21 protein-coding genes are annotated in these 25,152 nt (G+C 60.0%); 10 read left to right on the top strand and 11 right to left on the bottom strand.

Going from position 1 to position 25,152, the window contains the following annotated elements; genetic code table 11:
- The first annotated feature begins 14 nt into the window (after positions 1–14).
- Both KZ772_RS03325 and KZ772_RS03330 read left to right on the top strand, forming a co-directional pair.
- Positions 15–2,576 carry a DUF349 domain-containing protein gene (locus tag KZ772_RS03325; RefSeq protein WP_290538448.1) on the top strand — a complete coding sequence of 854 codons (2,562 nt, stop codon included), beginning with the start codon at positions 15–17 and terminating at the stop codon, positions 2,574–2,576.
- Complete coding sequence (locus KZ772_RS03330; RefSeq protein ID WP_290538449.1) at positions 2,573–3,049, top strand: DUF4442 domain-containing protein; 477 nt, start codon at positions 2,573–2,575, stop codon at positions 3,047–3,049. Before KZ772_RS03325 ends, KZ772_RS03330 begins: the two co-directional genes overlap by 4 nt.
- Positions 3,050–3,135: 86 nt before the next feature.
- Here the strand turns inward: KZ772_RS03330 and KZ772_RS03335 are convergent, their stop codons facing one another.
- Together KZ772_RS03335 and KZ772_RS03340 are read right to left on the bottom strand one after the other, a co-directional pair.
- Positions 3,136–3,750, bottom strand: coding sequence for a DUF924 family protein (locus tag KZ772_RS03335; protein WP_290538450.1), 615 nt, complete (start codon positions 3,748–3,750; stop codon positions 3,136–3,138).
- Positions 3,743–4,360 (bottom strand): arylesterase, encoded by a 618-nt coding sequence (locus tag KZ772_RS03340; RefSeq protein ID WP_290538451.1) that lies wholly within the window; start codon positions 4,358–4,360, stop codon positions 3,743–3,745. The genes KZ772_RS03335 and KZ772_RS03340 overlap by 8 nt, the downstream gene beginning before the upstream one ends.
- Before the next feature lie 16 nt (positions 4,361–4,376).
- On the opposite strand from KZ772_RS03340, the gene KZ772_RS03345 reads away from it, so the two are divergent.
- Together KZ772_RS03345 and KZ772_RS03350 are read left to right on the top strand one after the other, a co-directional pair.
- A complete protein-coding gene (locus KZ772_RS03345) occupies positions 4,377–5,054 on the top strand; it encodes an ATP-binding cassette domain-containing protein (protein ID WP_290538452.1) in 678 nt (225 codons plus the stop codon).
- A complete protein-coding gene (locus KZ772_RS03350) occupies positions 5,047–7,455 on the top strand; it encodes an ABC transporter permease (RefSeq protein ID WP_290538453.1) in 2,409 nt (802 codons plus the stop codon). Before KZ772_RS03345 ends, KZ772_RS03350 begins: the two co-directional genes overlap by 8 nt.
- Before the next feature lie 201 nt (positions 7,456–7,656).
- Here KZ772_RS03350 and KZ772_RS03355 read toward each other — a convergent pair whose 3' ends face one another.
- Positions 7,657–8,853: a multidrug effflux MFS transporter gene (locus KZ772_RS03355; RefSeq protein WP_290538454.1), complete on the bottom strand. Its 1,197-nt coding sequence runs from the start codon at positions 8,851–8,853 to the stop codon at positions 7,657–7,659.
- Positions 8,854–9,179: 326 nt separating this feature from the next.
- On the opposite strand from KZ772_RS03355, the gene KZ772_RS03360 reads away from it, so the two are divergent.
- On the top strand, positions 9,180–11,072 hold the full coding sequence (locus KZ772_RS03360; RefSeq protein WP_290538455.1) for a sodium:proton antiporter: 1,893 nt from the start codon (positions 9,180–9,182) through the stop codon (positions 11,070–11,072).
- Between the two features lies 1 nt (position 11,073).
- On the opposite strand, the gene KZ772_RS03365 is transcribed toward KZ772_RS03360, so the two are convergent.
- The 5 genes from KZ772_RS03365 to KZ772_RS03385 form a co-directional block, all read right to left on the bottom strand.
- A complete protein-coding gene (locus tag KZ772_RS03365; RefSeq protein ID WP_290538456.1) occupies positions 11,074–11,496 on the bottom strand; it encodes a MerR family transcriptional regulator in 423 nt (140 codons plus the stop codon).
- A 1-nt stretch (position 11,497) separates the two neighbouring features.
- The gene (locus KZ772_RS03370) at positions 11,498–12,436 is read right to left on the bottom strand and encodes a hypothetical protein (protein WP_290538457.1); all 939 of its coding nucleotides are present in this window, start codon (positions 12,434–12,436) and stop codon (positions 11,498–11,500) included.
- 162 nt (positions 12,437–12,598) lie between these two features.
- Entirely contained in the window at positions 12,599–14,158 is a 1,560-nt protein-coding gene (locus KZ772_RS03375) for an FGGY-family carbohydrate kinase (protein WP_290538458.1), read from the bottom strand.
- Positions 14,155–15,654, bottom strand: coding sequence for a glycerol-3-phosphate dehydrogenase/oxidase (locus tag KZ772_RS03380; RefSeq protein WP_290538459.1), 1,500 nt, complete (start codon positions 15,652–15,654; stop codon positions 14,155–14,157). The genes KZ772_RS03375 and KZ772_RS03380 overlap by 4 nt, the downstream gene beginning before the upstream one ends.
- Before the next feature lie 12 nt (positions 15,655–15,666).
- Positions 15,667–17,274, bottom strand: a complete 1,608-nt coding sequence (locus tag KZ772_RS03385; protein ID WP_290538460.1) for an FAD-binding oxidoreductase — start codon at positions 17,272–17,274, stop codon at positions 15,667–15,669.
- Positions 17,275–17,622: 348 nt separating this feature from the next.
- On the opposite strand from KZ772_RS03385, the gene KZ772_RS03390 reads away from it, so the two are divergent.
- From KZ772_RS03390 to KZ772_RS03400, 3 genes are all read left to right on the top strand, one after another.
- Positions 17,623–18,291: an OmpA family protein gene (locus KZ772_RS03390; protein WP_290538461.1), complete on the top strand. Its 669-nt coding sequence runs from the start codon at positions 17,623–17,625 to the stop codon at positions 18,289–18,291.
- Between the two features lie 148 nt (positions 18,292–18,439).
- Positions 18,440–19,522, top strand: coding sequence for a bifunctional DNA-binding transcriptional regulator/O6-methylguanine-DNA methyltransferase Ada (gene ada, locus KZ772_RS03395; RefSeq protein ID WP_290538462.1), 1,083 nt, complete (start codon positions 18,440–18,442; stop codon positions 19,520–19,522).
- Positions 19,498–20,400, top strand: coding sequence for a base excision DNA repair protein (locus tag KZ772_RS03400; protein WP_290538463.1), 903 nt, complete (start codon positions 19,498–19,500; stop codon positions 20,398–20,400). The genes ada and KZ772_RS03400 overlap by 25 nt, the downstream gene beginning before the upstream one ends.
- A gap of 174 nt (positions 20,401–20,574) precedes the next feature.
- On the opposite strand, the gene KZ772_RS03405 is transcribed toward KZ772_RS03400, so the two are convergent.
- Positions 20,575–21,036, bottom strand: a complete 462-nt coding sequence (locus KZ772_RS03405) for an MFS transporter (protein ID WP_290539513.1) — start codon at positions 21,034–21,036, stop codon at positions 20,575–20,577.
- A 325-nt stretch (positions 21,037–21,361) separates the two neighbouring features.
- On the opposite strand from KZ772_RS03405, the gene KZ772_RS03410 reads away from it, so the two are divergent.
- Positions 21,362–21,496, top strand: coding sequence for a hypothetical protein (locus tag KZ772_RS03410; RefSeq protein ID WP_290538464.1), 135 nt, complete (start codon positions 21,362–21,364; stop codon positions 21,494–21,496).
- Positions 21,497–21,670: 174 nt separating this feature from the next.
- On the opposite strand, the gene KZ772_RS03415 is transcribed toward KZ772_RS03410, so the two are convergent.
- Entirely contained in the window at positions 21,671–22,924 is a 1,254-nt protein-coding gene (locus tag KZ772_RS03415) for an MFS transporter (RefSeq protein ID WP_290538465.1), read from the bottom strand.
- On the opposite strand from KZ772_RS03415, the gene KZ772_RS03420 reads away from it, so the two are divergent.
- The gene (locus KZ772_RS03420; RefSeq protein WP_290538466.1) at positions 22,915–23,688 is read left to right on the top strand and encodes a patatin-like phospholipase family protein; all 774 of its coding nucleotides are present in this window, start codon (positions 22,915–22,917) and stop codon (positions 23,686–23,688) included. The genes KZ772_RS03415 and KZ772_RS03420 overlap by 10 nt on opposite strands.
- 248 nt (positions 23,689–23,936) lie before the next feature.
- Here the strand turns inward: KZ772_RS03420 and KZ772_RS03425 are convergent, their stop codons facing one another.
- Positions 23,937–25,049 carry a ferritin-like domain-containing protein gene (locus tag KZ772_RS03425; protein WP_290538467.1) on the bottom strand — a complete coding sequence of 371 codons (1,113 nt, stop codon included), beginning with the start codon at positions 25,047–25,049 and terminating at the stop codon, positions 23,937–23,939.
- Positions 25,050–25,152 lie beyond the last annotated feature (103 nt).

Consider the following 25,152-nt stretch of genomic DNA (forward strand, 5'->3'; position numbering starts at 1 on the left):
CCGGGCGAGACTCTATGTTTGGCCGATTTCTGAAACCCCGCTGGCAGCACAGCAATCCCGACATGCGGCTCAAGGCCGTGGAGCAACTCTGCCCCAACGACGACGAGGCCACTCTGGCCCGCCTCGCCCGGGGTGATTCCAACTCCCTGGTGCGGGCCGCCGCCAGCGGCAGGATTAACGACTTTTCCCTGCTGGACGAAATCCACCAGCGAGATGAAGAGCCCTCGGTGCGTGAAGCCGCCTCCATGCGCATCATGGCACTGCTGGCCGGTACTGCCGATGGCGCCCCCAACAGCGAAACCCGGCTGCGGCTGATACGCCTGACCGGCAATCGGGAAGCGCTGGCCTTTATTGCCCGCAACAGCCCCGATGAAATGTGCCAACAGGCCGCCATCGAGCGCCTGGATGACGACAACCTGCTGTTCGAGCTGGCGCTGGAAAGCAAGACCGAAACCCTGCGACTGGAAGCCGCCCAACAGCTTCGCAGCCTCTCCCTCCTGAAACGTCTGAGCCGAGAAGGCCGCGACAAACGGGTTACCCGGCTGGCCCGGGAGCAGGCAAAAGCCCTGCAGGAAAAAATGCAGCAGGAAGAGGCAGAGTCCGCCCGCGTAATCCAGTTGGCAGATCGCCTGGAGCAACATGCCCGCCGTTCCGTCGATGCCCTTTATGGCCCACGGCTTGAACAGCTGGAACAGCAGTGGCAAGACAGTCGCGGCCGGGCCACACCGGACCTGGCGGAACGGGTTCAGCAAGCACTGCAACAATGCCGCCATCAACTGGCCACCCTGCAGGAAGAAAATCACCGCCAGGCCCTGGCGGATACCGCCCGTGCCGAGCGGGAAGCCGCCGCGCACAATCTGTATCAACTACTTAACCAGAGCGACCCACAGGCCTGGGAAGACCAACTGGGCGAGTTGCGCTCTGCCCTGTCCACCCAGAAGCGCCGCTGGGACAGTGCCAATGAGCAGGCTCCGGCGCCGGACAATGACAGACAGGCCTTCGAGGATCTGGTGAGTGCGTTTGAGCGCATGCTGGACCTGGCCGTCGATATTCTGGACGCCCGCGATGATCCCGCCCGGCTGAACGCTCTGGCCGCACAATGGCCGACGGGCTATCCCAAACCACCCTTGTTGACCGCACTTGCCACGGAGCCCCGCAAGGAAAAGGCAGCGTCGCGCTCCAGCCGTCCCGCACCAAGCCCCCATCAGGGCCTGTTGGTGGCACTGAAGCGGGAGCTGCGGGAAGGCAACCTGCGCCATGCCAATCGTCTCTGGCACAAGGCCCAGGCGATCATCGAGGAACAAGGCGACCCAGCCCTGGCCAGCCAGTTGAAAAAGCTCGAAGCGCGCCGTGCCGAATTGCAGGACTGGCATCGCTTTGCCGCAGAGCCCAAGAAAGTCTCGCTGTGCGAAGATATGGAGGCTCTGGCCGATAGCAGCATGGATGCGCCACAACTGGCTTCCGCCATTCAGGCGCTCCATGAAGAATGGCGCGCCTTGATGAGCTCTGACCAGGACGAAGATCAGGCCCTGTGGGATCGCTTCAAGGCCGCCTCCGATCGTGCCTATGAGCCCTGCCGGGCTCATTTCGCTGAGCAAGACGCCCTGCGTCAGCAGAACCTGGAAAAACGCCGTCAGCTTTGCGAACAGCTGGAACAGTTTATTGCCGCCCAGGACTGGAGCCGGGCCGACTGGCAGGGCATCTGGCAGATCCGCCAACAGGCCCCGAAAGACTGGAAGGCGATCCAGCCAGTGCGCTTCACCGATGCTCGTGAGGTGCAGAAACGCTTCTCTGCCATCCTCTCGGGTCTGGATGAAAGGCTGAAGGAATATATCGATCAGGCGGAAACCGCCCGGCAAGCCCTGATCACTCAGGCAAAAAAACTGGCCGAACTTGACGATGTGGGCGAAGCCACCCGGCAGGCCCAGCAACTGCAAAAACAGTGGCGCGACACCCCCTGGCTGCCGCCGGCCCAGCACCGTGCCGACCAGAAGCAGTTCAAGAAGGTCATGGACAGCCTGTTTGCCGAGCGCAATCGTCAGCACGCCGAACGCAAAGCAGAACAGGAAATCCGCTCACGGGAAGCCCAGGATGCCGTCATCCTGCTGGAAAGCCGTCTTGATGCGCCTTTTTCTCGGGATAGCGCCCACGCCTTGAAAGAAGCACTGGAAGCGCTCGAGCAATTCAGCAGCGCCGCCCTGCCCCAGTCCCTTAATCGCCAGGCCCAGCAGCTCCGCCGTCGCGCCAGGGAAAGACTGGATCGTCAGTCAGAGTGGGAGCGCTGGCAGGCTCTGCAACAGCAGGTAGAAGCACTGGGTGAAGTGAATGAGTGCGGCGATGAATCCCTGACCCTCGCGGTCGCTTTCGAGGCCCTGGCCGGCGTACCCAGCCCGGAGGCCGAGCGACAGCGGCGTCTGCAGTGGCAGCTGGAAAAACTGCCCTCTGCCATGAAGCAGCAACAGTTTGTCGCCCTGGACGAAATGACTCGCCTGCTCAAAGATCACGATCAACCCGTCTGTACCGCCGTGCGTAATCGCCTGCATCAGGCCCTGGCCGTGCTGGAGCCCGGCAAGTGAGTAATTTTCTGACTCGCTTTGCCAGAACCCCAAGGGGATTGCGCTGGTTTCTCAACCTTTACGGCCCCTATCTCGGGGCCGGCGTGCGGGTGGATTATCTGGCGGAAGATTTCCGTGAATTGAAGGTGTCCATGGGATTGCACTGGTACAACCGTAATTACGTGGGCACCCATTTCGGCGGCAGCCTCTATTCCATGGTGGACCCGTTCTACATGCTCATGGTCATGAACGTGCTGGGCCGGGACTACATTGTCTGGGACAAGGCCGCCGAGATCGATTTCATCAAACCCGGCACGGGACGGGTCCATGCCCGTTTCCAGCTAACCGATGCCATGCTGGACGATATCCAGCGACATACCGCTGATGGCGACAAATACCTGCCCTGCTGGCCGGTGACCATCGTCAATGATGACGGCGAGACCGTGGCACAAATCAACAAGACCCTCTATATCCGCAAGAAGTCCCGGACTTGACCCCTAGCAGGAGCCATGCACGCATGGCGAATCTGCTAGCCGCCGTTATTCGCCATGCAAGCATGGCTCCTGCATGGCGTTTCCAATTACTGTCCGAAACCACCTGATTTTTCCAGATAGGCGAGCTCTTCGGCCGTGCTTTCCCGCCCCAGCGCCTTGTTGCGATGGGGGAAGCGCCCGAAGCGGCCAATCAGATCCCGATGCTGCCTGGCGGCATTGACGCTGCTGCGCACTGAATCGCGACAGGAAGCGGGTGCGCGCTCCAGCAAGTCCGTCATGCTGTTCAGGCAGAGACCCTGCAGATCTTCATCCTCGGCATGCATCAGTGGCATCAGGAAAAACACCTGGCCGCACAGGGGCAACTTGCTGTGCATCTGCCTGGAAACACCCTCCACCGCCAGGGTTGCCGCCCGGTGATCGCCGGCAAAGGCCTGGGACTGGCCACGGTAGATATGGCGGGTGAACTGGTCCAGCAACAGAATCAATGCCAGCCGTGACTGGGGCTGGCGCTCCCAGTCCACCAGTTCCTGCTGTATCGCCGCCTCCACATAAACGCCGAAGCGATGCTCAATCTCCGCATCATCTCCGGCACTGGCACGAAACCATTTTCGCGTCACAGATGGCTGCGGCCAATCCTGGCTCAAGCCATCTTCAAACCAGTAATTCAGTACATCCTGCCAGGGCGGCGTCAGCTCAAACATCGTCGCCTCCTTTCCTCTTGCCGCACTGCTCTGGCAACAGGGGCTCAAGCACCGTGGAGGCATGGCGCTTCAGCAAGGGCTGGGCCTGCTCGGTAGGATGAATGCCATCTTTCTGCATCCAGCCCTGCGCTACGACGCCTTCAAGAAAAAACGGGAACAACGGTACCTGTTTGTCGTCAGATACCTGACGGAACTGCTGTTCGAACAGACGGGTATACTGTTGTCCGTAATTGGGGGGAATACGCATGCCAAGCAATACCGGCGAGGCATCGGCAGCGCGGCTTTTTTCGATCATCTGGCTCAGGTTTCTGGCCATGGCCAAAGGGGACAGGCCACGCAGGCCATCATTGCCGCCCAGCTCAATGATAACGATGTGCGGCGAATGCTCGTCCAGCAATGCCTGTAACCGACTATTGCCGCCGGCAGTGGTTTCGCCACTGACCGACGCATTGATCACGGGGAAATCACGGCAGCGCTGTTCCAGTTCTTTCTCCAACAGGGCGACCCAGCCTGCGGATTTTTCAATCCCGTAGGCGGCACTGATACTATCGCCCAGAACCAGTACACCCCTGGCCTGCGCAGACAGCGACACCATTGCCAGAATTGCCATTAAAAGAAGCCGAATCATGAAGTCACAATCTCCCGTATTAAGCGCCCGAAACCTTGGCAAACGTGTACAGGGGCCAGAGGGCGGGCTGGATCTGTTGCAGGATATCACGCTGGAAGTGAATGCCGGTGACAGTCTGGCCATTACCGGGCCGTCTGGTTCCGGAAAATCCACCCTATTGTCCCTTCTGGCCGGGCTGGATGTGCCCACCAGTGGCGAGGTACTGCTGGGAGGCACGTCCTTCAGCAGTGGCAGCGAGGATCAACGGGCCCGCCTGCGTGGCGAACAATGCGGTTTCGTGTTCCAGCATTTTCAGCTGGTGGCGGATCTCACCGCCCAGGAAAACGTGATGCTACCACTGGAAATCCTTGGCCGTGGCAAGCCCCGCGACACCGCCCGGCACTGGCTGGACCAGGTCGGGCTGGGCAAACGTTGCCACCATTTCCCGGCCCAACTGTCTGGCGGTGAACAGCAGCGCGTTGCCCTGGCCCGCGCTTTCGCGGTAGCCCCTTCGCTGCTATTTGCTGATGAACCCACCGGCAGCCTGGATTACGCCAACGGCGAGCACGTGGCAGACCTGCTGTTTTCCCTGAACCAGGAACAGGGCACCGCCCTGGTTCTGGTGACCCACGACCAGACCCTGGCCCAGCGTTGCAGCCGCTCCATGTCACTGGTGGAGGGCCGTCTTGGTGATTAAGGCCTGGCGCTCCCCCGCATTCCGCGTTCAGGCACTGGCGGTCCTGGTCGCCGCTTTTGCCATGACCGCCATGTTGATTCTGCGTGACACCGTGGACCAACGATTCAACCAGCGTACCGCCGTGGCTCTGGGCGCGGACCTGATTCTGGAAGGCACCCGCTTCCCGGAGCCAGAACAGCTGGAGCAATTGGCCGGCACTCGCCATACCGAAAGCGTGGAATTTTCCAGCGTGCTGGTTAACGACGAGAGCTTCCTGCTGGCCAGCATCCGCGCAGTTTCTGCCGGGTTCCCGCTCTATGGCGAGATCCAGATCAGTGACAGCCGTTTTGCGGATCCCTATCCGGTGGATCATGGGCCGGAGCCGGGCCATGTGTGGATTGCCGGCACCGGGCTCGATCGCCTGGGTTTGCAGACCGGCGAGTTCATAACCCTGGGCGAGCGTAGCCTGCTGATCGACAAGGTCATCGTTCAGGAGCCCGATCAACAGGCGGGCTTCTACAGCATGAACCCCCGCGCCCTAATCCATCTTGATGATCTGCAAAGCGCCGGCGTACTCGGTGAAGGCAGCCGCTACCGGCATAACGTACTGGTAGCCGCCGACGATGCCGCTCGCCAGCAGCTGGAATCCCGCCTGACTCCCGGGCTGCGCCCGGACCAGGAACTCGAAACCGTTGCCAATACCGAGTTGCGCAGCCGTGGGCCAGTAGAGCAGCTTTTCCTGTGGTCGCAACTGGCAGTAATGCTGGTGGTGCTTCTGTGTGCCGCGGCCATCTACCTGACGTCCAGCCACCGTGCCCGGCACCAGCAAACGCTCTGTGCAGTTATGAAAACCGTGGGCGCCAGCCAGGCAGCCATTGTCCGTCGCTTGCTGGGCGGTGACGCCATGGCACTGCTGATTCCTACCCTCGCCGGCATCGCCTTGGCCAGTGCGTTGGGCATTTATCTGATCGCACTGATGGGAGGTGGTATGGCCTTTCCCGTCTCCGCTCCGCTGCTGGGGCTGATTGGCCCGGTGCTGCTGTGGCTAGGATTTGCCGCACCGACGCTGTGGGCGCACCTTGGCCTGCCTGCCACCGCCTTGCTGCAACAGCGCGACAGCCAACCCGGCCGCCAGCGCTGGACTCTGCTGATCGCCCTGCTCACGCCGATTCCCATTGCAGCCCTGATGAGTGGTTCACTGGCCAGCCTGTGGCCGCTGTTGCTGCTTACCTTTGCCATCGCGGTGGGACTGCCGCTACTGCTGTGGCCACTGGTGTCACTGCTGGACCGGGCCAGCGGCAGGATGCCGTTGGCAGCGCGCCTGGCCCTGCGGCGCCTTAGCCGGCGCAAGGCCACTACCCTGCCCCTGCTGGCGGCACTGGTGGTGTCACTGGCGGTGCTATCCATGTCCATCCAGACCGGCCGGCAACTGCTGAGCGACTGGCGCTCTACCCTGCCCGAAAATGCCCCCAACTATTTTGTCATCAACCTGTTTGATCAGGATCTGGCGCCTTTCAATGACTGGCTGGCCCAGCACAACAGCGACAGTCAGCCTCTCTACCCGGTGGTGCGTGCCCGGCTCACCGCCATTAACGGCGAACCGGTGCGAGAAGCGGTCACCAAAGAAGAGGACCGGGCAGAGCGGGCATTAAACCGGGACCTGTCACTGACCGAAGCGGATGCCTTGCCCGACAGTAACGTCATGCTGGAAGGCCGCTGGATCGAGCGGCCCGGTGAGGTGACCGTGGAAAGTGAGCTGGCGGAATCCCTGGGACTCAAACTGGGTGACCAGCTGACCTTCACCGGGGCCGCCTCGCCCATTGAGGCGGAGATTGTCGGCTTGCGGGAGGTGGACTGGGAAAGCTTCGCTCCCAACTTCTATTTCATGTTCTCCCCCGGCACTCTGGACACCCAGAGCCGGACCTGGATAACCAGTTTTTATCTGCCCCCCGAGAAGAGCAAGGAGCTGGGCAGTCTGGTACAACAGTTTCCGCAGATCAGCCTGCTGGATGTGAATGCCATCCTTGCCACTCTGGAAGAGATTGTTGCCCAGGCCAGTCGTGCAGCCTTCTTCGTGGGCTTGCTGCTGATGCTGGCGGCCCTGCTGGTGCTGGCAGCAGCCCTGCTGGCCACCGCGAATCAGATGCGCAAGGACAACCGCTTGCTGGTAGTGATCGGCGCCCGTCAGCGCCTGTTACGTCGCACTGCGGCCCTGCAGGCCCTGTTCCTGATCGGTGGCGCCGCACTACTGGCCAACCTGATTCACTTTGCCGCACTGTTTCCTTTGGGGCAAAAGCTGTTCGATGGGCAATTGCCGTTGAGTCTCTGGCTGCTGCTGCCCTGGGTTGTCACCTTGCTACTGGTGCTGACTGCCCAGATAGCACCACCACTGCAGCCTGTCCCTCGTGGAGGGAAAGCCTGACTGCACTTGCAATGCACGCGGGGGCGGGCAGACCTCGTAGGGTGGATTAGCCTCAGGCGTAATCCACCACCATCCTGAGATCCGGAGTCTGGTTGGTGAATCTTGTGGATTACGCCTTAGGCTAATCCACCCTACGGTTGCTGGACCGCCCCGGCGTCATATTGGTGCAGTTCGCCTTAGGCTCAGTGCACCCTGCATGTTCTACGAGACCTGATCTTCCGCGCCTTTTCGCAGCCACAGGAAAGCGATCAGCGCTGCAATGCTGCTACCGGCCATAAGCAGGGTCATCGGTATTGGTGTGCCGTCGTGCCAGGCCCCCAATGCCGTGCCAATCAGGCCAGCCAGCAGAAATTGCAGGGTGCCATTCAGGCCGGTCGCTGCCCCGCTATCGCGATCGAACAGACTGAGAAAACTGGCAATGCCGTTGGGTATCACCAACGCCACCATGCCCGCCGTCACCATGATCAATGGCACCACGGCCCACAGCACAAGATAGTCTGTCAGCGTCAGCACCAACAATGCTACCCCCGCCAGAGCCTGCAGGATCAAGCCCGCGCGCATGATATCGGCACTGGCATAGCGGCGTAGCAAGACCACATTCAACCGGTTCAGCCCGAGCATGGTCACCACGTTAGCCCCGAAAAAAAGTGGGAATTGCTCCGGGCTGATACCGAAATAATCCATGTACAGGAAGGCAGCATCGGTAATGAAGACGAACAGGGCGGAAAATGCCAGCCCGTTGGCAAGAATAAAGCCCATGGCTGGGCGATTACGCAGCACTCGCCCATAGGCATGAAACAAACGATGCCACAGGGTTTCATTGTCCTCACTCGGAGGCACCGTGGGCAGCGGAAAACGCACCAGCAACATCAGCATTGCACCATAGCCTGCCAGCATGAAGAAAATGCTCTGCCAACCGGCCAGATTGAGCAATGCCACGCCCACTGCCGGGGCCAGCAGCGGCGCGATCAACATCACCAGGCCGATACTTGTCAGCACGCTGGCTGCCTGCTGGCCGGTAAAATGATCCCGGACCGAAGCGGCTGCAATCACCACCGACGCGCCCCCGCCCACTGCCTGCAGAAAACGCAGCCCATACAGCACCTCAATATCCGCACTGAAGGGAATCAACAGACTCGAGCTGATAAACAGCAACAAGCCTGTGTAAGCCACCGGCTTTCGCCCGAAATGATCCGATAACGGGCCGCCCAACCACTGGCCCAGCGCCACACCCAGCACATAAACGCTTACCGAGATCTCCACATCATGGATCGGCACGGCGAAATGTTCGGACATGGCGAGTAATGCGGGAAGATAGGTGTCAATGGCCAGCGGCCCCAGGGCAACCAGAGTGCCGAGCAGGAGTGCCAGTCGGCGCGGGGAAATTCGGCTTTGCATGGAATGTCCAGTCAGGCTGTCAGAGCGCGATGGTACCGCATGTCAAAGCGAGGTTCAGTGATTTTATGAACCAGATTCAAGCATGCTTGTGAAAAACGGGTTGCGGCCACCGGGCTGTCCTGTGACCATTACCCGCTTTGGTAGGTGTGGCAACAGTCTCACCACTGGGGCTTGAAAACCGAGATGGATACAGCGATGACATGACTGCCAACGGACCGGCACAAATGCATCGCAGACTTTTTGCAACTGCATATGGCAACTGGCTCCATAGGTTCTGCTAACAACACTGCCTGCCCAACCTGCCGTCATTACCATACGGGAACTGCATGGATTTAGAGATCGCTTACCAATTGGCCATCATTACCGTTGTGGCCTTCCTCTGCCAGTGGGTTTCCTGGCGCATCAAACTCCCTGCCATTCTCCCGCTTCTGCTGACAGGTCTGGCTCTGGGGCCACTGACCGGCGTGCTTCAGCCCAAAGAATTGCTGGGCGACTTGCTCCTTCCCGGCGTGTCGCTGGCGGTTTCCATCATTCTCTTCGAAGGGGCCATGACCCTTCGTTTTGACGAAATCCGCGGTCTTGAGAAAACCGTGCGTCGTCTGGTTACCTGGGGGGCACTGGTTACCTGGTCCATTGTTGCCATTTCCGCTTGGTGGCTATTGAAACTGTCGTTTGATCTGGCCCTGCTGTTCGGCGCACTCGTCGTGGTCACCGGACCCACCGTGATCGTGCCGCTGTTGCGCAGCGTACGCCCGGTCAGCAGCGTGGCCCGTCTGCTACGCTGGGAAGGCATCGTCATTGATCCACTGGGCGCCATCTTTGCCGTACTGGCCTATGAGTTGGTAGTAGCCAGTGGCCAGGAAGGCGCCCTGCTCCACACCCTGTGGCTGTTCATCCAGACTATCACCGTGGGCACTGCGATCGGGGTGATTGTTGCCATGGGGCTGGCGGCACTGCTGCGGCGACATCTGGTTCCGGAATATCTGCGCAGCTTCCTGGTGCTGTCACTGGTGATCGGCGAATTCGTGCTGGCCAACGCGCTCAGTGAAGAATCCGGGCTGGTGGCCGTCACTGCCACCGGCATCGTGCTAGCCAACCTGAAAGGGGTTCGCACCAACGACATTCTCCACTTCAAGGAAAACCTGTCGGTCATTCTGATCTCAGGGCTCTTTATTGTGCTGGCCGCGCGTCTGGAAATGCAGGAGTTGGAGCAACTGGGCCTGATGGCACTGGCTCTGTTGGCGATTATTCAACTGGTGGCTCGCCCTGCCTCGGTGCTGGTGGCAACGCTTGGTTCCAATCTGAACTGGCGGGAGAAATCCCTGCTCGCCTGGATTGCTCCCCGCGGCATCGTTGCTGCCGCTATCTCCGCCCTGTTTGCCGAACGCTTGCTGCAAAACGGCGTGGCCGGTGCGGAGATGCTGGTACCCCTGACATTCATGGTCATCATTGGCACGGTGGCGCTGCAAAGCCTGACAGCGCGCCCCCTGGCACGCTTGCTCAAAGTCGCCGAACCGGCACCGCGAGGCTTCCTGATCGTTGGAGCCAACCCGGTCGCCCGAGCCATTGGCGCTGCCCTGCAGAAAAACCATTTCTCAGTGATGGTTACCGATTCCAGCTGGGAGTCCATTCGCCTTGCCCGCATGGAAGGTCTGAGCACCTTTTATGGCAATCCGGTATCCCAGCATGCTGACCAATACATGGATCTGGTGGGCTACGGAAAGTTGCTGGGCCTGAGCCCACGCCGGGAGCTGAACACCATGGCCACCATGCGCTATCGACTGGAGTTCGGCGAGCCGAATATCTTCAGTTTGCCCACCCAGCGCAGCGATAAGGAAGTGAAGCATGAAGTGGCCCCTGAACACCGTGGTGCTACCCTGTTCGGTGCGGAAATGACCTATGCACGCCTGGCCAGCCTGCTGAGCCAGGGCGCAGAAATCCGCAAGACCCGGCTCACTGAAGAGTTCGATTTCAACACCTACCTGCAAACCCCCCACCGCCGGGTATGGCCCCTGTTTGCCATTGATACCCGTGATCGCATTTATGTGTTCAGCGAGGAAAGTCAGCCAGCGCCCAAGGCAGGTTGGCACGTGCTTGGCCTGATCAAGGAAGATGCCGCCAAGGAAGAGGCCCGCACCGAAGCTCGCGCTGAAGCGGCCGCGGAAAAAGTGGCCGCAGACAAGCAGAAAGGGGCCGACAAGGCCGGCAAGAAAGACTGATCTACGCGCCTGCCCCGGCGTCATCCACAAAGGTGTCGATCAGACCGCAGACCCGACCATCGTCAAGACGCTGGTCGGGAGTGGTTTGCCATTCGGCCATGGCCGTGCGCATCCGCTGGCTCAGTGATTGCAACTCGGCAATGCGGTCTTCCACTTGTTGCAGTCGGCTTTCAATCAACGTACGTACCTGACCACAAGGCGTCTCTCCATGTCGGGACGCATCAGCAAGAGCCTGGATATCAGCGAGGGTAAATCCCAGAGATCGTGCCTTCAGGGCAAACCGCAACAATCGTAAATCCGTATTTCTGTAATGCCGATAGCCGTTATTCGGGTCCCTGACCGGTTGCAGCAAGCCAATGTCGGTGTAATGCCGGACCGTTTCGGTGGTGGTTCCCGTCTTGCGGGCCAGGTCGGAAACACGCATGTCAGTTTTCTCCCGGTACCGTCCAGGGTTGGTAGATAGCGGGCACCGGGGCACCCTGCTGTTGGTAATAATTCCCGATGGCAGCCGACACGGTGTCGGCACCCAAAGCGACCGAAAGCTGATCGAGAAACTCTGTCCCGCCCTGCTCCACAGCCAGATAACATTGCAGCGCCACATCAGCCAGCAACCGATGTTCCGGGTGCCGTTGCCAGGCCTGCTCCAGATCGGCCTGCACCCATTCACATCGCTGCTGAAGCAACGCCAGCTGCCCCTTGAGCCACCACAGATAGGGATCATCGCCGAGTGCGTCATGGAGTTGCTTGCTGATCTGCCGGTAATGATCCTGATCGGAAGCCAGGGGTTTCTCAAGCTGCCACAAAGCCGGTTTATTGGTGGGCTCCTGGGCCGCCAGGGCCTGATCTTCACAAGGCTTGTCACTGCATTGTGCGAGCCATAACGCTTGCAGGACAGGGCGTCCTGCTGCCAGGGATGCCAGTTCCGGGGAGCCCGGTCGGTTCTGCAGCATTGCCAAGAATGCCTTGCCCTGTCCGCTGTTAAACCTGGCGCCGTAGGCAATCAGATCACTCAACTGCAGGCCACTGCTATAGTCGTACCATTCGGTCAGCCGATAGTCTTCGCCCGGCTCGCCCTCCAGCCGCAAAAAACCAATGGCCCCGTCAGCAAAATGCAGCCTGACACGGGCGGCAAAACGTGCCCGGTTTTCATTGAATCCGGTGATGGCAAATTGCTCGATGTTAACGTCCTGTACCCATCGGGCAATCTGCTGGTCGGGAATGGGTATAAGCGCCTGCCTGGCCAGCACCGGCTTGAGCGACCCGCTGGCCAGGTCCGCTCGCAGAGCCTGCAAGGTGGTGCTGTCAGCAACAACACCGGATGCAAGACAGAAAAACAACAACGTAGCCCAGAATCGGAAAGCCATGGGAACCCTCATTCAATCCCGCACAGCCTAGGCAAAAAACCGTGCACAAGCCACACACCGACGATCAATAGGTGAGGCCAGAATGGGCAAAAGTGACGATAACTCACCCGCCAGGCCACTTGCCTTTAGTCCGGGGAACACCACGCTAAAGGCGCACGGCTCCTATCGTGCCGGATAGCCGGTGATCTGCCTGATCGAGCGATAAAGCGGCGACAGGCGCGGATACATTTTCCGGTAGACGTGCCGATATAGCGCATCGTATTGGCGGGCCACTTCCGGCTCAGGGTCGAAACGCTGGCCAGGTCGGGTCATGGCGGCCACTGCACTGGCATGGTCCGGATGCAGCCCCATGGCCACGGCAGCATTGATGGCCGCACCCAACCCGGAGGTTTCCGGGGTATGTGGCCGTTCAGCAGGCAGACCGAACAGGTTCGCGGTAATCTGCATGATGGCATCGCTCTGGGAACCACCGCCGGACACCCGCAGAGACTGTACCTTCACCCGATTGCGCTTCTCCAGACGCTCCTTGCCCTCGCGCAACGCATAGGCAATGCCTTCGATAATCGCCCGATAGAGATGGGCACGGGTATGGACGTCACCAAAGCCGATGATGGCACCCTTGGCTTCCGGCCCGGGGATGCGTACCCCGGGATTCCAGAACGGTTGCAGCACCAGCCCCATGGCGCCGGGGGGAGATTCATGAAGGAAGGATTCGAAAAGGGTTTCCGGGCTGACACCCAGCTCTTGCGCTTGCTGCACTTCCTGCTGTGCGAACTCCCGCTTGAACCAGTTCACCATCCAGTAGCCACGCTGAACAATGATTTCCGAGTTGTAGCGCCCCGGTACCGCAGCGCTGTAGGCGGGCACAAACGGAATCGGTTCCACATAGCGCTCATTACAGGTATTGAAGGTGGCCGTGGTGCCATAGCTTAGGTTGCCGATTTCCGGAGTAAAGGCGCCCGAACCAAGCACTTCGCAGGCTTTGTCCGCACCACTGGCAATCACCGGCAGGCCAGCAGGAATACCGGTATGCCGGCTGGCAGCGGCGGTGACCTTGCCCAGCAATTCGCCAGATGGGATCAGCTCGGGAAGTTGATCCCGGGTGACCCGGAGGGCTTTCCATTTAAGGTCATGGTCCGGCGCCCAGCGTTGCCCTTTGTAGTCGAAAGGAATGTAGCCGACCTGGGAAGCGGTGCAGTCGCGGATTTCACCAGTAAGGCGGTAATTCAGGTAGCCAGATAGCAGAAGGAAATGGGCCGTACGCTGCCAGATCTCCGGCTCGTCCACGGCCAGCCAGTTGCACTCTGCCTTGGCCTGGAACTGACGCAAGGTTTCCCCTTGCCCCAGCAAGTTCACCGGCGCCGCATACCACCAGGGAAGTTGCGGAAAATCCGGCGTGCGTCGCTGATCCAGCCAGATCACAGCCGGACGCAATGGTCGCATGGCCTTGTCCAGACAGACCACTGACGCCCTCTGGGTAGTCAGGGAGACGGCTATCACTCTTGAGCGCAGCTCGGCATGTTCAAGCCATAGCCCCTGGCAGGCCTGTCCCAGTTGCTCCCAGAAATAATTGGCGTCTTGCTCGGCATGGCCCGGTTGGCCAGCCAGGTAAGGCTCGATGTGTTGTTGATACTTGGCGACCAGTTCACCATTGCCATCAAACAACATGGCCCGGGCACTCTGCGTGCCCTGATCCAGTGCCAGCAGCAAAGGCGCGCTCATCCCGCCGCCTGCTGTGCTGGAGAGGCAGGAACACCGTAATAACGCTGATGGATATCCAGGTAGCGACTGCGCTCCTGATCCCAGCGGGCATCGTCCCAGCCAAGGCTGTGCTGAATTTGCTGTCTCAGCGTATCCAGAAACACTTTACCGGCCCCAGGCAGCAAAAGCCCCAGACGGGTACGGCGCAGCATCAGATCATCCAGATGCACCACATCCTCGTTATCCAGGATCCACTGAATAAACACCGGGTCCCCCTGATCCGCGTGCAGGAAAGCATCCACCGCTGCGGGAGCATCGCTGATGGGGGTAAAACCCCGCTCACTGCTTTTCTGGCCACGCTTGTGGTCGGCATTACTGATCAGCCCGGTGGCAAGCAAGGCATCCAGGGCGATCAATCTGAATGTCGTCAGCTTGCCACCACTGACAGTGACAATGCCGTTTTCGCCCCATACCGCGTGATCGCGACGCTCCTTGGAAGGGTCCAGGCCCTTGCCAGAGGCAATCACCGGTCGGACACCGGCAATAGTCGAATAAATGTCCTCCCGGCTGAGCCCGACCTTGGGGAACTGGCTGTTGATGAGTCTTAGCAGGTAGTCCACTTCCTGGCCACTGGCCGCCGCTTCAATATCCATGTCTTGGGGGTGGTCCAGATCCGTGGTCCCCACGCAGGTCACCCCTTCCCAGGGGAACACAAAGACCGGTCGACCATCGTCCGGGTGCATGACGGTAAGACAATCTTCCACTGGCAGACGCGCTGGATCGACAAAGAGATGACTGCCACGCAGCGGTCGAACGCGAGGGTCGCTGCCGGAAAAACGATCAGCCCAGGCGCCAGTGGCGCTGACCACTCTGCGCGATGAGAGCGTAGCGGTCTGTCCGGTGGTTCGGTCTGTTACGGTGACGGCGAACCTGTCTCCGTTGGCCTCAGCCTGCTCCACCCGACAATAATTTTGCGCCTGGCCACCATGGCGGGCCGCTTCCAGTATCGCCCGCACCACCAGACGGCAGTCATCGGTGAGAGCGTCGGTATAACTCATGGCTCCAGTGAGCGACTGGCTGTTCAAGCCCGGCACGCGTTCCAGCAGTTGCTCGCGGCTAAGGTAACGATGATCACGGATGCCCGCCAGGAAGTCATACAGCCAGAGAATCACCTTCATGGGCCATCGGCCCGGGAAAACCCCTTTGCGCAACGGGAACAGATAGGTTGCCCGCTCCACCAGACCAGGCAATTCCTCGATCAGGCGCTCACGTTCAAGCAGAGAGTGGCGAGTCAGACGAATATCACCCTGGGCGATATAACGCAGACCACCATGCACCATCTTCGAGGAGCGGCTGGATGTTCCCCAGGCAAAATCGGTCTGTTCCAGCAACAGAACCCTGAGTCCGCGGCGAGCCGCTTCCAGCAAGACTCCGGCACCGGTGATACCCCCTCCGATCACAATAAGATCCCAGTTTTCGTCAGCGAGAGCATCCAGGGATTGGCGTTTGCCGAGCATCAATATTCCTTCTCAAACTTGGGACTGTGTGTTGTCGAGCAAGCAACCGGGGTTCAACCGCTGCTGCGGGTCAAAGTGCTTCACCAATGACGCCAATGCTGCCATACCCTGGTCACCCTTCTCGTGATGGAGCCATGGCGCATGATCGCGCCCTACCCCGTGCTGATGGCTGATCGTGCCGCCTTGGGCCACGATGGCATCACTGGCCGCGTCCTTCATGGCCCGCCAGCGTTTCAAGGTGGCCTGGTAACTGTCAGAGCAACGAAACACGTAGGTGGTATAAATACTGGAACCCTGCGGATAAAGGTGTGACAGATGGGTAAAGACGTGCACTTTCTCACCTTCACCTGCGTTGTCACGAACCGCCTGCTCCATGGCCTTCATGGCCGGGGTGACCCGATTCCAGTCCACTGCGGTTTCGAACGTGTCCACCACATAACCATGCTCCCACAGGCCGTGGCGTAAATAGGGGGAGCGGAAACGGGACTCTTCCCATTTCTTGCCCAGCAACTCACCTACCACAGTGCCTCCAGCAGCACGAATGCGTTTCTTCACCGTGGCCAGGGTATGGCGAACCAATGCTTTTTCACCGGTGACCCCGAAAGTAATCATGCATTTTTCATTCCCGCAGCCGCGCAATGACAGATAACGGTGGAGAACGGCCACCAGCCTTTCATGGCCAGCCAGCATCAGGTGGGTGCGGGTTTCTTCTGCATTGGAAAGCCGCAGCATGGAAAGTGGTAGCTTGGCCTGGGTCAGGCTACGAACAAGCGTCTTGGCTGTTTCCCAATCCGGCGCGAAGGCCACCTGGAAGGTTTCTGTTTCCGGCAGGGGTGTAACCCGTACCTTGACCTCGGTAATGATCCCCATGCGCCCTTCCGAGCCCATGATGATTTCCCTGAGATCCGGCCCCGCAGATGACGCCGGGATGGTGGGGATATCCAGAGTGCCTCTGGGGGTTTCAACACGACCGCCGGCAAACATTTGCTCAATACGACCATAACGCATGGACTGTTGACCGCTGGAGCGGCTGGCTACCCAACCGCCAACGGTAGACAGTTCCCAGGATTGCGGAAAATGGCCCAGCATGTATCCCTGCTCGCGTAACTGACGTTCCACTTCCGGCCCGGCAGTGCCGGCACCAAAAGTGGCAATCTGGCTTTCCTTATCCAGGTGAAGCAATTGATTCATAGCGGCCAGAGACAGTGTCAGCACCGGCTTGTCGCTGACAGGTGGGTTGATATGCCCGGCCACGGAGGTGCCTCCACCATAGGGAATAACAAGCACATCGTTCTCTTGCGCCCAGGCCAGCAAGGTCTTCACCTCTTCGCTTTTGCCCGGGACGGCAACACCGTCTGGGAAACGGCCGAAATCACCAGACCGCATGGCCAGCCAGTCTGGCAGGCTTTGCCCCCGGGCATGACGAATACGGGTTTCTGCATCGGTACGAATTAATGGATGCTCAGGCAGGCGTGATGCCGGCACTCGCTGTGACACCGCGGCCATTTCTGCATCGGGGAGAGGGGTGGCAGCACCGAGACGGGCTTGCAGAAAACTCAGGCCTGAGGCCTTGAGCGGATAATGGTTGGCGCTATCGCCCCAGCCGTTCCAGCGTCGCATGCGCGATACTCCTTGGTTTTATAAATCCGTCGGCCCCGAAATGGGAGGCGTTATATCGGGGCGTACCGAACCAGACTGACTGCACCAATGGTAGCCCTGAAAGGAAGGGGTTTCATTGGCGCAGCGGGACAGTGGATGGACTATTTCGGACACCGATCGGGTTTTGTTCTCCCAAAACGGCGTTATTGAATAGATAACAACCGTATGCCGACAGATACTCGGTTTTTTTCGTACAAATTCGTAAACTGATGAACACGCCGCTTTACCGGCCATGCTCTCAGGGCTATTGTTTGTACACGCCCAAACTATTTAAAAACCAATACCTTATAAGACTTACAAGGAGTTTCCATGAAACGTTTCGTTGGCTGCCTGGCACTTGCCGGCGCTATGTCCCTGCAGGCTGGCTGCAGCACTATCAACCCCTACACCGGTGAAAAGCAGACTTCCAAGGCTGGAATGGGTGCCGGTATTGGCGCCGTAACCGGTGCCCTGATCGGTATCGCCACGTCAGACAGTGCCAAAGAGCGCAAGGAACGTGCACTGAAAGGCGCCGGTATTGGCGCTGTTGCCGGTGGTGGCGTTGGCTACTACATGGATGTACAGGAAGCCAAACTGCGCCAGAAACTGGAAGGCGCTGGCGTGTCGGTCACCCGTGACGGTGACAACATCATCCTGAACATGCCGGGTAACCTGACGTTCGACACCGACAGCACCACCGTGAAGTCTTCCTTCCGCCCGGTACTGGATGCCGTCTCTGAAGTACTGAAAGAGTACAAGTCCACCATGATCCAGGTCGCCGGTCACACCGACAGCACCGGTGGCGACAAATACAACCTGATGCTGTCCCAGCAGCGCGCCCAGTCCGTGGCCAACATTCTCGGTGGCTTCGGCGTTGAACAAGTGCGCATGGACACCGTCGGCTTCGGCGAAACCCAACCCATCGCCAGCAATAACACTGCCAGCGGTCGGGAGCAGAACCGCCGCGTGGAACTGACCCTGCTGCCCTACACCGAGTAAGGCGGCCTGCGGAGGTGGGTGCCAGTCACCCACCTCTCCCCTCTTCCCCTTCCGCTTTTCCAATTCCACCGCAACATCCAGAGTGCATCACGATTTCCTTCGGGCCATGATGAGGTCACACGCTTCACAGCATCCAAAGGAACAGATCGTGACCACAGTGACTGCCGAGATTACCGACACACAATGGCAGGCAATCCTGGTGCGTGACCGCCGCGCCGATGGTCGCTTTGTGTATGGGGTCATCACTACCGGGATTTTCTGTCGACCCAGCTGCCCTGCCAAACGCCCCAACCCAGACAATGTGCGAATTTTCCCGAATGGGCAGACAGCGCTGCAGGCCGGCTTTCGCCCCTGTCGTCGCTGCACTCCGCTTTCCCCGGCGGGCTCGCCGGTAACAGACATCGTGATTGCACTGTGTCGTTATATTGAACAAAGCCATGACTTGCCGACGCTGAAGGATCTTGCTTCTCAATGCGGCTGGTCACGCCACCATCTGCAGCGCCAGTTCAAGGCTGTCACCGGTCTCTCGCCGCGGGACTATGCATTGGCTGTGCGCCGGCGGCGGCTGGCCGTCAATTTACAGCGACATCACTCAGTCAGTGATGCCATGCAGGAGTCTGGAATGGAATCCAGCAGCCAACTTTATACCCAAGGCAAGCAGATGCTGGGCATGTTGCCTGGCCAGTATCGTTCCCGTGGTGCGGGCATCACCATCCGATTTGCCATGGCCGAATGCAGCCTGGGAAGCCTGCTGGTGGCGGAAACGGCGCAGGGTATCTGTGCCATCAGCCTCGGTGATGAGCCGGAGCCATTACTCCTGGAATTCCAGGCCCGCTTTGCCGACGCCGACCTGCTTCCCCCGGATCCGGCGTTTGATGACAAGGTGGCCCGGGTTATTGCACTGATCGAAGATCCGCACCGGAACCTGTCGTTACCGCTGGACATTCGCGGCACCGCTTTTCAACAGCGTGTGTGGCAGGCGCTGCAGCAGATACCGCCGGGCACCACCCTGTCCTATCAGGAGCTGGCCGAGAAAATCGGCCAGCCGGGTGCGGCCCGGGCAGTGGCGTCGGCCTGCGCCGCCAACACACTTGCCGTGGCTATTCCCTGCCACCGTATTGTTCGCCGCGATGGCAGCCTGTCCGGCTATCGCTGGGGCGTGGAGCGCAAACGGGCCTTGCTGGAACGTGAGCACGAGGAGAGTGAGTGCGAAAAAAAACAGCGGAGGTAGTTCTGCCGTTGCCGGTGGATTTTGATCGCGAGGCGTTTCTGGATTTTCACCGGCGGGATGTTCAAGCGGTAGCCGAGAGAGTTGATGCCAAGAGGCTCGACAAGGCCTTCATCTGGCAACAGATACCGGCACTGCTGGTCGTGGAATTCAACGAACCCGGCCAGGCCCGGATTGTGCTGAAGCCGGACAGTGACGTGCCGTTAACCGGTGTTTCACTGGAATCCTTTGCGCGTCACCTGCTGGGGCTGGATCAGCCAACACAGGAATTCGAAGCAAAGGTTGCCGATCATCCCCTGATAGGCGTATTGGTGCGCTCCCAGGCCGGGTTGCGGGTGCCGCAATCCGCATCACCTTTCGAGGCACTGAGCTGGGCAATCATCGGCCAGCAGATCAGTGTGGCCGCCGCGGTTTCCATTCGTCGACGTTTTATCCTGGCACTTGGCCGTCAGCACAGTAGCGGCCTGTACTGCTACCCCGATGCCAGCGATGTGATTGCCACCGACGCGGAAACATTGAAAGCCTGCGGGTTTTCGCGCAGCAAGGCAGATTGCCTGCTGAGCGTGGCCCAAGCCTGCCTTGCTGAATCCCTGCTACCGCAGATCGGCATCCCAGAGAACCGCCTGAAAACACTACAGAAGACATTACTGGACATCCGCGGGCTCGGCCCCTGGAGCGTTCACTATGCATTGCTGCGAGGCTATGCCCGGATGGACGGCACCCTCCACGGGGATGTGGCCGTGCGCCGGGCAATCCAACAATTACAGGGTGGTGCAACTCCGCCGACCGCCCGGGAAGCCGAAGCCTGGCTGGCAGACTTCCGCCCCTGGCGCAGCCTGCTGGCGGCTCATCTATGGAAATCCCTGTCGCTAAACACCTGACTCGATCTGGCCTATGACGCCCGGTATTTCCGTAGGGTGCACTGAGCCTAAGGCGAACTGCACCATCCCCGGCGCCGAATCGGTGCAGTTCGCCTAGGCTCAGTGCACCCTACGAGGCTGAAGTATTCTTGACCGGTTTTCGCAACTCGAAACTCTGACCTCGCCACTGACTCCCTACGCACTGTCAGCCGCGGAACGCACCAGCCGCCAGGCCAGCCCGGCCAGTGGCACCATCAGGGACATCACCAGCAAATAGGGCCAACGATGGTCGAGGGTGTACAGCCCGGTGCCCACCAACGGCCCGAGAATAAACCCAAGCGCCGGGCAGGCGCTGGCCAGCCCGGCCACCCTGCCCTGTTCTTCACTGCTGACCCGCAGGCTAGCCAGGGACATGATCGCCGGCATGCCAAAACCCAGCCCAAGACCTACCAGCAGCACCGCAAAGCTCATCACCCATTGCTGGTCTGCCAGCCACAGAATCAGCGCTCCCCCGCCAAGCGCAGGCACCGCCAGGGCGATCAACAGCGTGGCAGGGGCTCGCAGCCATTGCACCACCACAATCTGGCCGAACAATGAGGTGACGGCCGCTGCCATCATGGTCAGGCCAAGGGCGCGGGCGGCTGCCGCCGGTGACAGCGAAGAAGTGGTCCTGAAACAGGAAGCCCAGGGTCTGCTGAATCAGCGCAAAACTCATGAACAGCATCACCCCGGTAAGCAGTAAGTCGCGCAGGCGCGGATCCGCATAGGCGCCGAGCCCGCTACGCAGCACCTTGCCCAGCGACACCGTGCGGGCCATAGGCTGGTGCGGCGATGGGGGAGCCACAGCGCTGTGGCTATGGCCATAAGCGCAGTCAGCGCCGCCACCCCATAAAGCGGAAAGACCAGACCCACCGCCGCCAGAATGCCGCCGGATACCGGGCCGATCACCGTGCCCAGATTATTGGCAGCACCGATTCGGCCCATGCCCTGGGTCGTTGTACAGGGTGGTGCAACTCCGCCGACCGCCCGGGAAGCCGAAGCCTGGCTGGCAGACTTCCGCCCCTGGCGCAGCCTGCTGGCGGCTCATCTATGGAAATCCCTGTCGCTAAACACCTGACTCGATCTGGCCTATGACGCCCGGTATTTCCGTAGGGTGCACTGAGCCTAAGGCGAACTGCACCATCCCCGGCGCCGAATCGGTGCAGTTCGCCTAGGCTCAGTGCACCCTACGAGGCTGAAGTATTCTTGACCGGTTTTCGCAACTCGAAACTCTGACCTCGCCACTGACTCCCTACGCACTGTCAGCCGCGGAACGCACCAGCCGCCAGGCCAGCCCGGCCAGTGGCACCATCAGGGACATCACCAGCAAATAGGGCCAACGATGGTCGAGGGTGTACAGCCCGGTGCCCACCAACGGCCCGAGAATAAACCCAAGCGCCGGGCAGGCGCTGGCCAGCCCGGCCACCCTGCCCTGTTCTTCACTGCTGACCCGCAGGCTAGCCAGGGACATGATCGCCGGCATGCCAAAACCCAGCCCAAGACCTACCAGCAGCACCGCAAAGCTCATCACCCATTGCTGGTCTGCCAGCCACAGAATCAGCGCTCCCCCGCCAAGCGCAGGCACCGCCAGGGCGATCAACAGCGTGGCAGGGGCTCGCAGCCATTGCACCACCACAATCTGGCCGAACAATGAGGTGACGGCCGCTGCCATCATGGTCAGGCCAAGGGCGCGGGCGGCTGCCGCCGGTGACAGCCCGAAGTGGTCCTGAAACAGGAAGCCCAGGGTCTGCTGAATCAGCGCAAAACTCATGAACAGCATCACCCCGGTAAGCAGTAAGTCGCGCAGGCGCGGATCCGCATAGGCGCCGAGCCCGCTACGCAGCACCTTGCCCAGCGACACCGTGCGGGCCATAGGCTGGTGCGGCGATGGGGGGAGCCACAGCGCTGTGGCTATGGCCATAAGCGCAGTCAGCGCCGCCACCCCATAAAGCGGAAAGACCAGACCCACCGCCGCCAGAATGCCGCCGGATACCGGGCCGATCACCGTGCCCAGATTATTGGCAGCACCGATTCGGCCCATGCCCTGGGTCCGTTGTTCGGGAGTGGTGATATCAGCGGTATAGGCCGCCGCCGCTGCTGGCGTGGCCGCCATGATGGCCGCCTGCACCATGCGGCTGAGCACCAGGCCTGCCACCAGCAGCCCGCCGGCCAGTCCGCCGTGCAGCCCAATATCGAATACCACCGCAAACATCAAGGTGCCGAGCGAGTAGCCGCTCAACCCGATCACCAGCACCCGCTTGCGGCCCAGGGATTCGCTAAGGGTCCCCCACACCGGGCTGGCCAGAGCAAAAACCAGTGACGAGCAACTGATGATCAACCCCACCTGCATTTCCGCCAGGCCCGTGGCCCGGCCCAGGGAGGGCAGCAGCGTGAATACCAGGGTCTGCCCCAGCGCGGTAACCGCCACGGCAGTGAGCAGGATTGTATGGCTGAGGGTGCCCGGGTTAGGGTTTGTCGCCGCAGAGGACGAATTTAATGAAGACATATCCCACCCCGAGCCTGGCTGACTGGCTGGCCGAACACCCTTTTACCTTGGCCATGTCGTCCGGTTTTTTTGGTTTCTTTGCCCATTTTGGTGTCGTCAAAGCCTTGAAAGAAAATGAATTACACCCGGCCCGCTATTGCGGTTCCAGTGCCGGTGCGTTGGTCGCGGCCTGCATCGCCAGTCAGGCGTGCCCGGAAAAAATGGAGCGCACCCTGCTGGGGCTGTCTCGAGATCATTTCTGGGACCCCGCACCCGGCCTCGGTTTGCTGGCCGGCAAACGTTTTCGGACCCTGTTGCAGGGTCTGGTCCCGCTAACAGACCTGGCCCACAGCCCTACCCCGGTTGCCCTTTCCGCCTGGCACGCCGCCAGTCGGCGCACCCGGGTGCTGAAAACCGGTGACCCAGTGGAAGCTGTCTATGCGTCCTGTGCGGTGCCATTGCTTTTCCAGCCCGCACGCATCGATGGGGGGTATTACTGGGATGGAGGTATTGCTGACCGCCACGGCCTGGCCGGCACCTGGCCCGGCGAGCGCATACTTTATCATCATCTACAATCCCGATCCCCGTGGCGACGGGCCAATAGCCCCGCCCTGCAGGCGCCTTTGCGCGCCAACCTGACAACCCTGGCCATTGACGGCCTGACCCGCAGCGGCCCCGGGAAGCTGGAACAGGGACGTGTCGCGTTACAGCAAGCCTATGAGGCGACCACTCAGGCACTGGCCAAACCCGTTCGGCATGGAATGGTAAAAGTCCCCAGCGTGTGATGAAACGTAGGGGCACCAACAAGTTAAATTGATAATTGATAATGGATAATTGATAACTACGCGCCATCAGGGATTCGCCTATCTCCAACGCAAGAGGCCGCGCCCGAACTCTGGGCGCGGCCTCTTGCGTTGAGAATAAAGGGACTATCCCGTGCGTTCTCAATTATCCATTATCAATTGTTCTGGTGCAGTTCGCCTTAGGCTCAGTGCACCCTACACTCAGATCTGGGCTTGTGCAGGAACCGCCCTCAGGACGCTTCGTCGTAAAGCGGCTTGGACAGTTCTGCCCAGTCCACCTCCCCGTCATCCACCAGGTTTTCGAACTGCAGAATGCCCAACTCCTCGAAACGGGGACGGACCGACTCGGTCAGCAATCCGATGCGTTTCAGGTTGGGCATGATGCGAGTGAACAGCAGATTGCGGAACTGGGCCATGATGGTGGAAGACAGCACCTGTTCACGGGCTTCGTCAACATCCCAACCGAAGTGCTCGAACACCTCGGTGCTGATCAGACGCTCACGCATGACCACGCAGGCCTCGAAGGCAAAGTGTGCACGCTCCTCTTTTTCTTCTTCAGAAAGAGTCTCAACAAAGTCTTCCAAGTAGTTGACACCAAAGGTAACGTGCCGCGCCTCGTCGCGTATAACCAGGTGGATGATCTGCTTGAGCAGCGGGTCATGGGCGGTCAGTTTGAGGGTGTTGAAGGCGGCCAAAGCCAGGCCTTCGATGATGATCTGCATACCGATGAATTTCAGATCCCAGCGCGGGTCAGAGAGGATTTTGTCGAGCAGGGCCTTCAGATTGGGGTTCACCGGGTAAAAAATGCCGATCTTTTCCTGCAGGTAGCGGGTGAAGACCTCCACATGTCGCGCTTCGTCAAAGGTCTGGCTGGCCGCATAGAGTTTGGCATCGTAGGACGGCGCGCAACTGGCCAGTTGCGACGCCACAAGCAACGCTCCCTGCTCCCCGTGCATGAATTGCGCCAGCATCCAGGCAAGATTGTGCCAGCCGAAGCGCAGTTTTTCGTCGTCGCTGAGCGCCTCGAAGGTGGGCCAGCCGTTGAACGGATTGAAGGCCTGATCCAGCGGGACTTCGCTCCTGGGAAAGTTCTGCGTCCAGTCCAGATCCATGTCCGCATTCCAGTTCAGTTCCTTGCCCAGCCGATACAGCTTGCGGATACGGCCATCGGCACTGGAATAGTCCCAGTTGTAGTGGCCGGTGAGCGGGGTCTGGAAGATTTCCACCACATCCTGCACATGGCCCGGAGTCAGCTTGTCTTCGATATCCTCAGCACCGGGCCCGTCCCAGCTCTCATAGATGCTCACCGATGTGGGGGGAGAGGTGACATTGGTTATTTTCATGGAAACACCCTTATTAGCGTTGTAGCGCACACCTCAGGACGCAAAGACGCGCCCTGAACAGGTTCACTTAAACGCTAGGCGGATGTGAGTGCCGGAACAATGT

The sequence above is a fragment of the Alcanivorax sp. genome, from assembly GCF_019431375.1.
GTDB classification, from domain to species: Bacteria; Pseudomonadota; Gammaproteobacteria; order Pseudomonadales; family Alcanivoracaceae; genus Alcanivorax; species Alcanivorax jadensis_A.